Genomic DNA, 13,120 nt, shown 5'->3' with positions numbered 1-13,120 from the left:
CTATTTGTCCTCCATTCTGGTGATAAGCATCCCGCCGCGCTGCAGCACGGTGAGTATCCGGTAGAAGTCATAGCTGCCGCCGCCCTGCGTGTCGATCAGACCGGCAGCCACGGCGTCATTGACAGCAGGCACCGCCCATTTCGGCACCGTAGACATGGATGCCAAGTCCTCCAGCTTCTGCACCCGCTCCGAGACGGTCTGCAGGCTCTCTGCCTGCTCGAGGCCGTGATCCTTAAGCACGTCCTTGCTGTTGATCAAACCGCTGACCACTTCGCGCAGTTTCTTGACCTCCGACCGCAGTTCGGCCAGCTCCAGCTTCTCTGCTAAGGACAATTCGTCAGCCTCCTTCTCGGCTCCAGTGAGCCTGTTATATTCCGCCTGCACAAGAGGCAAAAAGTTCCGGCGCGCTGCGCCCGCTGTGTTCCCGCCGAAGAAATTCGTTCCCGGGCAGGTTTTTGAGGACTGGCCCGGCTTGTAGTCTCCCAGCCATCGCCCGTCCGGCGTGTACCAAGCGTGGTAAACAATGTGGGCGGGGTCAATCGGCAGCCCCAGCCTTTCGGCCAGCGTGGCATAAACGTGGATAATGGTCTCCCTTTGTTCAGGAGACAAGGCGTCACCGCCTCGATCAAAGTTTCCCAGGTGTTCGATGCATAAGGCCCCTGTGTTGGCCTCCGCAATTCCCGCCGGTGTATCGTTCAGAGTCCGACCGAGAGAGATTCCGATCTTGCCGTTTGGAAACGTCGTGATGTTCTGGCCAATCTCCCGCCACCCGTTTGTTTGCATGTGGCTGTTCCGCATCGCTTCCAGCCGGTCCATTTCCCGGCCGTCCTTGAAATGCTCATAAGCAGGCCGCCAGGTGTGATGTACCTGCAGGCGGGTAATGGTCCGGGTAATCTTTTGCTGCTGCAGCCACGGTCGGAACTCCTCCCGCGCCATAACCAGAAAGTTATTGCTCCTTTGCACCGCTGTCCCCCTCTTTCCGTGCCTCCGCCTTCTTGTCTGCCCGCCGTAGATAGATGAACAGGTCGTACCGCTTCCGGAACGTCAAATAAGCCAGGATGCCAAGTCCCAGCGTGGTCAGGCACTGCGCGCCGGTCCAAAACCAGTTTTGCATTGCTTCAAGGCTCGGGTTGCTGCCGACGCCCGGGACATCTGTCAAGCGAATCCAGAATGCGACCGACATCTTAACCGTGTATGCGACCAAAAAAAAGAGCATCGCCAGCATAAACGCGCTGACAACACCCGCTTTAAAACGATTTTTGAAGTACTTCCGGTGGGCGAATATGATCCACACCGAAAAGCTGATCGACAAGCCGTATAGCACAAGTAGGAGTGTGGTATTCATGCTCCTTTTCCCCCTTTGTGATCGTAGACCAAATACTTAAAAAAATGATTGCGCTCGATCTCCTCTTTAATGGCCGAGGAAACATCCACATATCGTTCGACTGCTATTTTCGCCCTGCGGGACGTCTCGCGAAGCTCGTCTTTTGTCTCTGTTTTTTGCTCCGGGAGCAGCCGCTTTATAAACCGCATTAGCATGCCGTCATCCTCCCCGGTCCTCAGAGTTTGAGTCCTTCTTCAGATTATTAACCATCCCCAGAAGCGGCTCCATGAATTTTTCACGTTCCTGGTTCATGATCTTGGTGAGTTCCCGTACCTGTTCCTGAGCTTCATCGCGTTCCGCTTCCACCTTGGTGAGAGTTTCACGGGGTACCAGTTCTCCCGTTCGGAGCGCTCGGAAAACGCCGAACAGCACCACCCCAAAGACCACAGCCACAATAACCGCAAGTCCATATTTTTCAATCAGCGGCAGCACCCTTTCCAGCGTATCAATGTTGCTCGCCCCCATTCATACCCCCGCTCCCTTCCTCTCTCTCTAAAAAGGCACCCCCCCCCCGGATCGGCTCCGAGAGCAAACATTTATCTTATGCTATCTGGGCTAATGCTTTCAATCCTACCTCATGCCTGCCGCCATTGACCGTTTACTTTGATCCATTGTCCGACAACCTGCCGCCATTGACCGTTTACTTTGACCCAGCGGCCAACAATCGGTTTCCATTCGCTGGAAACCTTGACCCAGCTGACGGAATCCCGCCATTCCTCAACCGTTACGCTTGCCATGCCGTCCGGCCTTGATTGCGTACCTGCCTCAGGCGCCATTTTAACCCTTGCTATAAACGATGTCGAATTGGCGTAAAACTCCTGTGCGCGTGATATATCTTCGTACTGACTGCCCCCGCCGGTGTACCAGGAGTCCTGGACCAAAGTTTGTCCGGTGATTGAGCTAACCCAACCCTGCGCCGACGTGCCGCCCCGCATGTTGCAAGAAAAGACAAAACGGTATTTCCTTCCTTGAACGGAAGCGGCCGCCGCGCTTCTCTCTGTTGCTTCGTCCACGGCCGTTGCTGATGCTATTAGAATCCACGGCATCCGTTACCCCCCCTTACACATACTGCACCCAGATGTCGCCGTCTACGCCGGCCCCCGCGCTAGGGGCAGCTGTGGATATGATCGTGTTACGGACGTAGCTAGACCCGTAGGATGTGGTAGCTGGAACCGAGACACCGGAAGCGTCAATGCTGGCGGCCACTTGGTTATTTGCCCGGAGCTGGTACCGCCCGTCTCCTGTCCAATTAATGCCAGTGTCACTGTCCCCAAGGGTCAATGTGCAATTAGGCGTTCCAGCCCCGTTACGGCCCAGCCACAAATATCCATTGACGACCATTTGTTTAGCGAAGACTTCTAACTCTCCGCCACCAGCGACATTGGTGGCATTACCACCTGTCGCAATAATCCGAGCGTCGAAGTCCGCCCCGTTGTTTTTACTGTTAAAGTCAAGATAGGCACTTCCCTGGTCTTGTCCAAGCAGTTCCAATCCCGACCCTATCCGTGTCGTGTTTACCTTGGACTGGAGCAGGTTAGCAGCCGGGTAATATTGCAGGATGCTACGGGCGTTGCCCCAATCCCACAGGCTGAGAGCGTCCTTGTTGGCCGCAATCCCGAACGCCTTACCCGTGGCATACAGCCATTGCAGCGACTTCTCGGCCGTCGTGGCGTCAAATTGCAGCTGGGTCTGGTTCGCGTGCAATATGTTCCCGATATCTACGCCACCCACGTAATGCGCATTCAAGTTAGATACTCGCGTTGTACTTGCGACTGTAAACGGCGCAGTGCCTGTTGCTACCCGGCTGGAGAATGTCGGAGCGGATACCATTCCGTTTTCCGCAAAGTAAACGTCAGCGTTCCAATTCCAGTCCGTCCCCCCGTTCGTAGCTGAACGGGCAATATGCAGAGTCCCATCATCCGCCCGGTGCATTATGAGAGTTTTCATTCCTGGCCGCGTATTGTGCAAGATGTTCGCCGAAGTGGTGTTTACCGTGTCAAATGTCGGCCATTTCTGGCTCGAATCCAGGATAACCCGCCATTCCGTCCAGGCGTCCGTTCCGTGGGTCGCCATCCGGTACTTGATCGGCTGGTCCGTCAGGTACGGATAGAAATACTGAATCCCAGCTGGAGACGTCGCGTACCCCTTGATCGTCATTACCGTGCCGTATTTCTCGTTCGACGGCCAGCCGTTCGCCGCGTTATTTGCAAAGAACGTCGTGATCCCCTTTGGGTACGTGCTCGGCAGATCCGCAGCTGTTTTGTAGTTATCTACCAGCAAGCTCCGCTGGAAGTCCGAAGCGTGCAGGTTATCCAACATGTCGGCATCCAATCCGCTTCCCGCGCCGTCGTTCCCCTCGTTCCAGATTTTCATCCAGCCGGAGTATGTTCCTGACCCGCCTACCTCTGTTGGATTTCCGCGTCGCCATACAATGTCATTTGAGTTATACGGCAGGATGATCTGGGCGGCGGTATCTGCTCCGCCTCCTCGTGCTACGATCATGCTTGCATAGGCGTAGTGTGTCGCCGGCATGTCCGTATGTTGAGTAGGACCTCCCAGCCTGTACATTCCTGCTTGTGTGACCGCAGCAAGGGACGTGACTCCGGCCACGGACGCCGTTTGAGCGTAGTCGTTACCTTGCTTTCCATCCAGCAGGTCCGCGCTTAGGTTCCTTACGGTCGTAGTTGAATTGACTTCCAATGGCGCGGTGCCTGTCGCCTGGGTCGATATAAAACGGCCTGGGACCGTGAGGTTCCCGGCTTGGCTGATGTTCATCAGCATTTTGTCTGCTATGCCTTGAACCTCGAAATTCGCCGCGCTTCCGTCTCCTGTTCCGCCGATCCGTAGGCGGGAGGTCGTGTTGTTCTGGAAGTCCAGACGGATGTTAGCTGCAGCGTTTGCTGCGTTGCTGGCGACAACCCCCTTAAATGTCGGGGTGTCCGTCGTCTGAACACCCTGGTCCAGGTGATACCCGTCCACGGCGTCCGCAATCAGGTCAGCGACCTTCGTAGACCCCGGGGATACCGAAAACGGCGCGGTACCAGTGGCATTGTTCAAGTAGATAAAGCTGAACGCGGATTGACCGGTGCTGTTCCGAGAAACAATCGTACTGTTCACGTTGTCCGCCCGGGGCTGCATCCCCTGGAGGTAATGCACGTTCAGGTTATCGACCTGTGTCGTCGAAGCGATCTGGAACGGCGCTGTGCCAGTGGCAATATCGGAAATGTACCGTTTTGCCTTCACCCAGCCGTTGACGTCCAGTTCGTTCGCTGGATTCGTCGTTTTTACGCCCACGTAACCATTTGTTTTGATATAAATACCGTTCCCGTCACTCCAAGGGTTTTGACCATGTCCGAAAAAGAGTACGCTAACGGCGTCACTGCCTCCTAGGGCACCGAACCCTCCCAGACGGGTAGACCCCGCAGAGTTCCACAGCTCGTAACCTCTCGCCCAGCTACTACCTGAGCCCGCATCTGTCGGGAGATTCACAGTCATGCCAGAGGCGCCTGCTGTCACCTTTTGAAATTTCGGGCTGGCTGTTGTCCGAACATCCTGATCTAATCTACTGGCCACCGTCTCAAGATTGATCGCCGGAGCATCGGTCCACTTGGCCTTACCGGTTATTGCTTTGATACGGTTAGCAATCCAGCCGAGCAGGCTTCCAAGTTTGCCAACATTGCCCGTTGGTGCTGTCGTATCGCTTATTGTTCGATCCCCGATAGCTGCATCATTAACCGCCCCCGCTGCCAGGCCATCGCTGCCGATCTTCGGAGCATCGCCTGCTCCGCCGGTGTGCTTATGAACGTCAAACTTCTTTTGTTGGACGAACACCAGCGAATCATCGATCACAGCCGTAATATTGGCCGTTGTCCCCACCGCAACCGCAACGTTAAAGACCTTTTCAATGATGTCGCCACCATCGCCGCCCGCCGGAATATAGTCGGCTGTTACACCGGAATTGGCATAGGCATACAAGATTTCACCGACGTCTGGATCTTCCGCAAAGAGCCCCATTTCCCGATGAAAAAAACCGGCCGTCACATCTTGATTAGAGAATTTGACCCCGACAACCGCCTTATTGGGTGGCTGCAGCCGGACGCTCTGGATCGGCAGGTTCATCTTCGGTGAAATCAGGCCATTAAGCGCCGGAATAGATTGGCCCGTAAGAGAGCCGTCACCGGCTGCCATTCGGGTATATTTTATCTGGGTGCCCGTCTGCGTCTTACTCTGCAGCACAATGCCCTTTTGTGTTAATGTCATGCCGCCAAATACAGCCATGATTACCCTCCTTTAAAAACTGATGGTCTCGCCGGAATGGATGAAGCCGGCAAAGTAAAGATCGAGCAGTTCCGTTTGTGCGATCGTCACGCTGTCCATCGTTGTAGACAGCCGTTTCACTGCTTCGACCGCCTGTATAAATTCCCGGGCGCGGCTTGTAGTCACGTCTGCATTGTTGGTAATGACCCGGAAATGGTACGGGTCCCCACCGTATTGCCACCACTCTTCGACGTCGCCCTCTCCAAACAGCAGCGCGATCAGCTGCTCCACGGCAGCCGGGGTGCCTTTGGTTCGATGAAAGGGGATTGCGTTCTTGACCAACTCTCTGCGCTGTTCCAGCGGCAGCGCCGAATCATAGTACGGTGGCCGGTACTGCCAGGCCAGTTCATCCGTTTCCTCGCTGATCCATTCCTCTGTGCGGCCGTAGATGTCGAGCTCTCGGATCTCGGCTGCCGTCGCCTGCGCCTCGGCATCAATAGCCGCCGCTGCCGCAGCTAAAACCGGATCAGAACGGAGATTCGGCGGTAGCAGGTCCAACATGCTGACAGTTTGGTAATCAATCATCGACAAGACCTCCGTAAGTGATCTCGGCAGGCATCTCCTGGGCAACCTGCGTTGCGGCGATCTCGGCATATGCTGGCGAGGTAACCACAACCCGCAGCGCTCCGGCTGCCATGACCCGAGCGATCAGCTCTGATGGGTTAATATCCCGGCCCAGCTTGGCCCGCTGCCATTGATGATATGAGTCCACCGCCGCAGCAACCGCCGCTTGTATGCTCGTCGCGTCGGCGGCACGGTCGCGGCTAATGTAATAGATCATCTTTGTTTTGTAGGAGACCGGCGCCGGCGGCGAGACCGTGACCTGGTCTGTCAGCGGGCGGATGCCACGGTCCTCCAGCGTTTCGGATACTGCCTCCAGGACGTTTTGCGTCGGGAGCTGCCCGCCAGTCATGAGCGGTACAATGACGACCTTGCCCTCAGACGGCGAATAAGCGTGCACGTCCGAGATAACCGCCGAAGCAGACCGGGCCCAGAACTCATAGGCCCCGCGCGGGCCCGCTGTGCTGAAGCTGTCCGATGCTGTCCGGATCCGCTCCCGGTAGACGTCATCCGACTCCTCTGCAGCTCCCCCGCTACTTTCCGAAGTGTTCCGGGCGCCCTGCACAAAGGGTAGCGGGTCCATCAGTGCAGTGATTTGACCCGGGAGATACCCGTTACCAACGATCCCCGGTACCGAGCACTCAGCGACGACGACCGCCGCTGTGGCGCCGACGGGAATCTCAATGTACTCCGTCGTGGAAAAGTAAATGGAGCCGTCCCCGCCGTCGGGGCTGACCCGGGTGCCCGCCGGTATCGAAGTTGCGGACGGCAGCGGCATAGACAGCCGGAACTCCATCGTCGTGATGGCCCGGGAAGGCGCCAGGCGCTGCGAGCCCTGAAAAGCTCCCATGTGGTCGAGCGCAGTGCCTTTCGCATACCTTAAATAATTGCTCTTGGCGGTACGATTAATCAGCACGCGCTGCTGCACGATGATGGTCGCCAAGGACGACAAAAAAAGCCTCACCGGATCGGCGGGCTGCAAAGATCGTTTAGTAAGGCCTTCGTAAATGGCGACGATGTTACCGAGTACCTTGGCCGCATTTTCTTCTGAAAAAGTAATGTCGGGTAAATCCACAAAATCGGCCACGCTATTCCTCCTCTCCTTCGAGCGTATATCTCACCACAGCCAACAGGCGGCCTGTGACGGCGTCTTTCATAGTTCCCCCGAAAGAGACATCCACCACCCGAGCGCGCGGCTCCTGCTCAGCGATAGCCGTGTACACCTCGGCCGTCAACAACGCTTCTGAAATCTGCTGCGGTTCGTCAATCGCCTCGTAATTCAGCCCAATACTCCGGGCAAGTGCTGCGGTGCCGATCGGCGTACTCAAAATCGTCCGGATGTTCTGGGCAACCTCGTCCGCTAGTGTCGGTGGATTAAACATCACCGGCGTCTGGATCTGCGTGTCTACGGTATAGATCATTTGATGTATTCCTCCAGTGTAATTCTAGCGACAGCGTTCACCACGTTCCCTATGCTGTCCAGCACCGTCCAGTCAATCGACAGGTCAGTGATTACCCACAAGCTTACGCCGACACTCTTTCGGCCGATGACAAGAGGCATTGCCTTTCCAGCACGTTCCAGCGCGGTCAGCTTATCCACCTCTTTCCGGGGATTGAGTCCGTACCGCGCATCAAAAATAACCTCGAACGACACCGAGTCAACCCCCGGGCCCAGCCACTCCTTTTTTGGCTTTTTGCCGATTATGTCATGCTGCGCATAACGTCCGGCAGCAGAGCGGGTAAAATTGTCAATTGTTCGTATTGCCCCTTCTGATACCACAAAGACTACCGGGCCCATATTACCGATTTTGTTCATGCGGATCCGCTCCTGTCTGTAATGGAGTCGGCGGTTAAGCTGCCCGATATGTTCACATTCCCCTCAATGCGTACTCCGCTGGCCGCCTTAATGTTGAGCGAATGGGTCTTACGGTCGTAAAAGGCATGGCTACCGTCTTCAAACCACACGCCCCGCTGATCTGCAGTGCCGGGCAGCTTATCATCGTCTCCATAGTAAGTTCCAAGGCAGAATCCGACCGAGCGGCCATTATCCAGAAAAACGCATAAGACGCTTTCCCCGACATCTGGTACGGCTACGCCTCGGGCCCAACCTCCCGGGGTGATGACCGGCAGTTCACCGGATACAAGATCATCCCGGTCCGAGAAGGTGACCCGCACGCTCCCCGTCTTTGTGTCGGCCGTTGAGACCTGTCCAATTACAATCACGTTACCACCCCAATACCTTTCTGATGTCAATCGTAGTCCGGTAACCGCTGCTTCCGAGCGAATGGTTTGCGCTCTCAACAATATACTTACCGTCAAACCGCTGCCAGCCTTTCAGATTGATCGTGATGCCTGCCGCCATCCGAATGTCCCCCATGAGCGTAAGCGATCCCTTACCGTACTCCTTGTTCTTCTCCCGCAGCCGTTTGCGGGCTACTCGGAGGGCTGCGGACTGGGAATCGACCTGCTCATTGATTTTGAGCACCGGACCCGTCTTGGGTGCTTTGGGCGGAGTATACGTCACCGTGATCGGCTTTTTTGCCTTTGGCGGGGTATAGGTGACTTTGCACGCCCGGTATGCAGCGCTCGCTGCCAACAGCGTAAAGTGATAGTCAATGATGTTATCCTTGCCCCGGGTCAGAGTAAGTACGGCCGGCTTTTGCTCAAATGATGACTCGTCAAACAGGACCAGTTTGCCAGCCGAAACCTTGACCGCGATCCCTTCCTTCGTCGCTGTCTCCAGCAGAAAGCCCAGGTCGGACATCTCCGTCTGGTCCAACCGGTCATACGACGGGTTGTCCGGCGCCTGGTACATCAGCTTCAGGCCGGACCGCTTGGCTACCTGCTCGGCGACCGTCTTAAGCGTGACCTTTTCCCAACTCCGGGATCGTTTTTCCTGTCGGATCGAAGAACTAACCGGGAGCGATACGGCTTTGATCGACACCACGTCTGGCGGGCCGGAAAACTCCAAGCTGTCCACCTCAAATGAGCCGAGCGGTAGCTTTTTGATTTCCCCAGGCTTTTCCCAGTTGACGGTGCGGATCGTTGCGTTAATCCGGTCCCCATCTTCCGGCGACCATGGCCCTTGCCAATTCCGCGCCCGATCCTCTAGCGTTATCGAGATGTCGTCAAGCTGACCGGACGGCGCATCATTGTATGAAAAATCCGTCAGATACTCAGATAGTTCCGTCGATATGTCCTTGCCGTTGTACACCAAAACCAGCACCGCGCGGCGGGCGTCTTGCATTTTCTCCAAGGTTATTCCTCCCTACGCCAAGGCGGCAGGGTGTCGGCTGCGTCGATAGGCTTTTCAGGGACTACCAGTACGACATTGCCGGTAAATACCGCCGTCTCCGCGTGCTCCAGGTTTGCATTCATGAGCGCGGTCATGTAACTCGCGTCCCCGTAAAGACGAAAGGCGATACCATCCCAGGTATCGCCTTGTACTGTTCTATACGTTGTCGACAATCATGTTCACCCGCCTTTGATGTCGATTCTGTCCCTGCAGCACTCTCATTAGCTCATTTGTGTGTTCCTGTAGTATGGCTCTGAATCGTTCCTCTGTCGCCGGATCGGCTCCACCCTGAATCAAAACCTGTGGCGCATACTCGATTTTGACTGAGTTATCCTGCTGCATCTGCGGTGCGGCGGCTGCGGTCAGTAATTCGTTCCGCTGGGCCGCCTGCTGTATCGGTGCCGGCCGGTCAAACTGCGAAAAGGCCATTTCAGGAAGATTGATTTCAGGGATCAACGGGGCATCCACCTGCATATCAGGCAGCTGGGGCACCTGGACAACAGGCAGGTCAGACTGTGCTGCTGCGGAAGCCACCGAAACCGCCTGCATCTTGTGCAGATTCCGCCACTGCTCGCTGGCCTCAGCCGGCGGAACATTGTCATGGCCCATCATTTGGTTTACAGCGTCAAGGATGGCGTGTGAACGCGGCTTATCGTTTATCGGAATTGCAGCCTCCAGACCAGCTTCGCCAAAGATCGCCGGGCGATCAGAAAAACCGCCGTCAGCGTACTGCTTGAACCTCGCCCGCGCTCGTTTAAACATGTTGTTCACAATATCAGTTACCGGCGGATCTTTAGGTTTCATGGGATTAGGTCGGCCAATTTCCTTGTAAATAATATCGACGTTGATTCTTTTCTCCTTAGGAATCAGGTCCATCTCACCATTCAGTTTTTGAACCGAGTCCAAGGCTTCGAGGAACTCAACACGCTGATCATGCGACATATCCTTGAACTTTGCCGCAGATTCGTCGACGGTTCCGCCAAGGTCGAGTTCGATGATTTGTTGTTGGGCTTTATACAAATCCTCATAGCTTTGTTTGGCCGTGTTCAGTTCATCCAGCTTCGTGACTAAGCTGTCAATGGAGTCGATTCGTTGTTGGCTTAAGTCATCAATGTCACTCCTTAATTCATCCAACTGATAAACTCCATTGTAGGATAAGCCAACCGTCGAACCTACTTCATTTGCTTTCTCAACCAAAGCAGAATATTTTTTGTCAACCGCATCTGATGGATCAAGATTCGAAAGCCGCTCAAACTCAGCTGCAATATCTTGAAAAGCTGGTATCGCAGCATCAAGGGCATCTTTTCGTGCCTCTATTGTTTCGGTCTGCTGCTGAAGCTTTGAAATCTCAGCTTCCGTTTTATCCAGATTTTGCTCTCCTTCAGCGACCGTGCGCTCCAAGGAAAGCCTTGAAAGTTCCACTTCTGCATCTGAAGCTTGTTTTAGAAGACCAAGTTTTTCTCCGATCTTACCGTTTTCAACGTCATAATTACTTAACGTTTGAGGGTGCAACTCTTGAAGTTTCTTGACTATTTCCTTTTGTAGAGCCTGCTGTGTTGTCAGCTTTTCTGAATTCCCAGCCAAGTTACCCGCACCAGTAGCAGTAACTGCGATCTTTTTGCCAAGGTCCTCATACTGCCATATCAGGTCGTTCGTAAGCTTAGCCTTGTCCTTAGTCTCTTGGAATTGATCGCTTGCCTCTTGAAGTTGATCCCCGAAGTGGATTAGCTCTTGCCGAGCCTCTTCCTGATGCTGCTTATAAGCGATCACGCCACCTGCCAGTAAACCGATCGCGGTGGTCGCAAGTCCTACAGGATTGCTCAAAGCTCCTAGGATTCTTGTAAACCCTCCAACCGTCCCTGTTGTCCCGCTCGCTGCTGACCCAATCGACGTAAGGCTATTAACGATTTTCACGGTGTTTCTTACGAGCATAGCTGCAGGAACGCCCAAAGCGATGACCTTAAGCAGCTCCTTATTATCCGCCATCCAGTCAGCCACACTTTGCAGCGTCGGCATAAGGTCCTCTCCGATCGGTATAACCACATCGACCATGAGTCCCCGGCCAATTTCCTTGAACTGATTCATCAGGGTGTCGTATTTAACCGCTGCGACTTCTTCCATCGTCTCCTTAGTCATATCAAACTGACTCCGGGCAGAACCCATTGCAAGAATAGCATCAGCTTCCAGGTCTTCAAACTGGGTTCCAAACACTGCGACCGCGAGCTGGTTTTGTTTAACTGGGTCCTTGATCTCTTTCAACTTACTGATGACCATCTCAATGGCATCTCGTCCCTTTATAACACCCTTTCCTAGGTCATCTACAATCTTGTTACCGCCACCCAACATGGATTCAATCTTTGTGACTGCTTCTTCGGATTTTTTCCCACCCTTATTGAGATCATTGACCAGTGAATCCGCCGTAGTTTTCGACGTGCGCTTTACAACTTCGAGGTATGCAGCCGACTTGGTCGAACCTTTCCGCAGTTCCTCAGCAAATTTCTCAACCCCTTTAGGCGCGAATAAGGTAGTTAATGCTGCAAGAGTTGTCTTGCTGCCGTCTTTGATCTTAACACCGAATTCCTTAACGGCATCCGCTGGTTTATCCAAATTAAATGCGCCATTTGCCATCCCTGCTGCCAAAGTATCAAACATTTCATTTGCCGAGTACCCCATTGTATCAAAATAGACGGAATAATCATTAATTGTATCCAGTAGATCGCCAGATTTATTGAGTCCTTTTTGCTGCGCTTGGGCGAGAAGGTTAAATGCTTGGTCAGAGCTGATACCAAACTTGCGCATCATCGTATCCACAACTTTCAGCGATTCCGGGACATCCGCTTCAAATACATCTCGAAATGCCAATGCATTTTTTGTGGTCTGTTCTAACTGCTCGCCTGTTTGGCCGGTAGTCTGCTTGACCACTGCCATTGCTTTTCCCAGATCATCAAAGCCCTCGCCAAAGTTTTGCTTGTACAAGTCCTTCGCAACCTTATTCATTTCTGCCATCTCATCCGCCGTCATTCCGGTGGATGCTTGCAGCTGTGCCATAGCCTCTGACTGATCACTAATCGTACCGATAATGTTTTGAAATGATCCTGTTGCAGCGTCGATTAACGACTTTATCCCTGTAAATTCCGCTACCTGGTTAAGTGTATCCCCGAAGATTTTCGCTTGGTTCTGCAGACTATCAACTGCAGTTTCCGCCTGGCCCGCATCCTGCCGGAGAGAGTCAAACCCACCGGAACTGGACAACTCACGGATCGCCCGCTCGAGCTCCTGGATGTGCCGTTCTGAGTCCCCGATGGACCGCCGGATGGAGGGATCCATGATTCCTTCCAAGCGAAAAGCTATGTCATATTCGCGGCTTCTGCCTGCCATGTACTACCTCCTCCTTGCTTTCCGGACCGGTCGCTTGGCCGGCTGCGGCAGCGGGCGATCCGCCTTTTGCTGCATCATCGCCACCGCCTCGTCCATATACTCCATCAGCTCGCCCAGTGGTAGGGAGAGATAAAACGGAATTGGCGTGTAGGTCAGGCGAGCAAGTGCCATAATATTTTGCCGCA

At 54.2% G+C, this 13,120-nt stretch carries 15 protein-coding genes; all 15 read right to left on the bottom strand.

All coding sequences use genetic code 11. From position 1 onward, the window contains the following. Positions 1–963, bottom strand: a complete 963-nt coding sequence (locus ACE6ED_RS13445; protein ID WP_410827679.1) for a peptidoglycan recognition protein family protein — start codon at positions 961–963, stop codon at positions 1–3. Then, the gene (locus tag ACE6ED_RS13440) at positions 947–1,345 is read right to left on the bottom strand and encodes a hypothetical protein (RefSeq protein ID WP_410827678.1); all 399 of its coding nucleotides are present in this window, start codon (positions 1,343–1,345) and stop codon (positions 947–949) included. The genes ACE6ED_RS13445 and ACE6ED_RS13440 overlap by 17 nt, the downstream gene beginning before the upstream one ends. Further along, positions 1,342–1,539, bottom strand: coding sequence for a hypothetical protein (locus ACE6ED_RS13435; protein ID WP_410827677.1), 198 nt, complete (start codon positions 1,537–1,539; stop codon positions 1,342–1,344). The genes ACE6ED_RS13440 and ACE6ED_RS13435 overlap by 4 nt, the downstream gene beginning before the upstream one ends. A 4-nt stretch (positions 1,540–1,543) precedes the next feature. Further along, a complete protein-coding gene (locus tag ACE6ED_RS13430) occupies positions 1,544–1,849 on the bottom strand; it encodes a hypothetical protein (RefSeq protein ID WP_410827676.1) in 306 nt (101 codons plus the stop codon). A gap of 110 nt (positions 1,850–1,959) precedes the next feature. Beyond that, complete coding sequence (locus tag ACE6ED_RS13425) at positions 1,960–2,430, bottom strand: hypothetical protein (RefSeq protein ID WP_410827675.1); 471 nt, start codon at positions 2,428–2,430, stop codon at positions 1,960–1,962. Between the two features lie 13 nt (positions 2,431–2,443). After that, positions 2,444–5,662 (bottom strand): phage tail-collar fiber domain-containing protein, encoded by a 3,219-nt coding sequence (locus ACE6ED_RS13420; RefSeq protein ID WP_410827674.1) that lies wholly within the window; start codon positions 5,660–5,662, stop codon positions 2,444–2,446. Between the two features lie 12 nt (positions 5,663–5,674). Beyond that, a complete protein-coding gene (locus ACE6ED_RS13415; RefSeq protein WP_410827673.1) occupies positions 5,675–6,226 on the bottom strand; it encodes a phage tail protein I in 552 nt (183 codons plus the stop codon). Further along, entirely contained in the window at positions 6,219–7,349 is a 1,131-nt protein-coding gene (locus ACE6ED_RS13410; RefSeq protein ID WP_410827672.1) for a baseplate assembly protein, read from the bottom strand. Before ACE6ED_RS13410 ends, ACE6ED_RS13415 begins: the two co-directional genes overlap by 8 nt. A gap of 1 nt (position 7,350) precedes the next feature. Beyond that, the gene (locus ACE6ED_RS13405) at positions 7,351–7,683 is read right to left on the bottom strand and encodes a GPW/gp25 family protein (RefSeq protein WP_410827671.1); all 333 of its coding nucleotides are present in this window, start codon (positions 7,681–7,683) and stop codon (positions 7,351–7,353) included. After that, positions 7,680–8,078 carry a phage tail protein gene (locus ACE6ED_RS13400; RefSeq protein WP_410827670.1) on the bottom strand — a complete coding sequence of 133 codons (399 nt, stop codon included), beginning with the start codon at positions 8,076–8,078 and terminating at the stop codon, positions 7,680–7,682. Before ACE6ED_RS13400 ends, ACE6ED_RS13405 begins: the two co-directional genes overlap by 4 nt. Beyond that, positions 8,075–8,485, bottom strand: a complete 411-nt coding sequence (locus ACE6ED_RS13395; RefSeq protein ID WP_410827669.1) for a phage baseplate assembly protein V — start codon at positions 8,483–8,485, stop codon at positions 8,075–8,077. The genes ACE6ED_RS13400 and ACE6ED_RS13395 overlap by 4 nt, the downstream gene beginning before the upstream one ends. 1 nt (position 8,486) lies before the next feature. Beyond that, positions 8,487–9,509: a phage late control D family protein gene (locus tag ACE6ED_RS13390; protein WP_410827712.1), complete on the bottom strand. Its 1,023-nt coding sequence runs from the start codon at positions 9,507–9,509 to the stop codon at positions 8,487–8,489. 11 nt (positions 9,510–9,520) lie between these two features. After that, on the bottom strand, positions 9,521–9,730 hold the full coding sequence (locus ACE6ED_RS13385) for a tail protein X (RefSeq protein WP_410827668.1): 210 nt from the start codon (positions 9,728–9,730) through the stop codon (positions 9,521–9,523). Continuing rightward, positions 9,714–12,935 carry a phage tail tape measure protein gene (locus ACE6ED_RS13380; RefSeq protein ID WP_410827667.1) on the bottom strand — a complete coding sequence of 1,074 codons (3,222 nt, stop codon included), beginning with the start codon at positions 12,933–12,935 and terminating at the stop codon, positions 9,714–9,716. Before ACE6ED_RS13380 ends, ACE6ED_RS13385 begins: the two co-directional genes overlap by 17 nt. A gap of 3 nt (positions 12,936–12,938) precedes the next feature. Continuing rightward, the gene (locus ACE6ED_RS13375) at positions 12,939–13,106 is read right to left on the bottom strand and encodes a hypothetical protein (protein ID WP_410827666.1); all 168 of its coding nucleotides are present in this window, start codon (positions 13,104–13,106) and stop codon (positions 12,939–12,941) included. Positions 13,107–13,120: the final 14 nt, after the last annotated feature.

This window comes from Paenibacillus nanchangensis (assembly GCF_046543445.1).
GTDB lineage: Bacteria > Bacillota > Bacilli > Paenibacillales > Paenibacillaceae > Paenibacillus_AQ > Paenibacillus_AQ nanchangensis.
The sequence above is the reverse complement of the archived record's forward strand: the minus strand, read 5'-3'. Positions and strand labels throughout refer to the sequence as shown.

Bases quoted from the DNA above. Each gene is read 5' to 3' on its own strand.
- ACE6ED_RS13375 (WP_410827666.1), bottom strand. From the start codon at position 13,106: ATGGCACTTGCTCGCCTGACCTACACGCCAATTCCGTTTTATCTCTCC.
- ACE6ED_RS13430 (WP_410827676.1), bottom strand. From the start codon at position 1,849: ATGGGGGCGAGCAACATTGATACGCTGGAAAGGGTGCTGCCGCTGATT.
- ACE6ED_RS13415 (WP_410827673.1), bottom strand. From the start codon at position 6,226: ATGATTGATTACCAAACTGTCAGCATGTTGGACCTGCTACCGCCGAAT.
- ACE6ED_RS13390 (WP_410827712.1), bottom strand. From the start codon at position 9,509: ATGCAAGACGCCCGCCGCGCGGTGCTGGTTTTGGTGTACAACGGCAAG.
- ACE6ED_RS13420 (WP_410827674.1), bottom strand. From the start codon at position 5,662: ATGGCTGTATTTGGCGGCATGACATTAACACAAAAGGGCATTGTGCTG.
- ACE6ED_RS13380 (WP_410827667.1), bottom strand. From the start codon at position 12,935: ATGGCAGGCAGAAGCCGCGAATATGACATAGCTTTTCGCTTGGAAGGA.
- ACE6ED_RS13405 (WP_410827671.1), bottom strand. From the start codon at position 7,683: ATGATCTATACCGTAGACACGCAGATCCAGACGCCGGTGATGTTTAAT.
- ACE6ED_RS13400 (WP_410827670.1), bottom strand. From the start codon at position 8,078: ATGAACAAAATCGGTAATATGGGCCCGGTAGTCTTTGTGGTATCAGAA.
- ACE6ED_RS13440 (WP_410827678.1), bottom strand. From the start codon at position 1,345: ATGAATACCACACTCCTACTTGTGCTATACGGCTTGTCGATCAGCTTT.
- ACE6ED_RS13435 (WP_410827677.1), bottom strand. From the start codon at position 1,539: ATGCTAATGCGGTTTATAAAGCGGCTGCTCCCGGAGCAAAAAACAGAG.
- ACE6ED_RS13425 (WP_410827675.1), bottom strand. From the start codon at position 2,430: ATGCCGTGGATTCTAATAGCATCAGCAACGGCCGTGGACGAAGCAACA.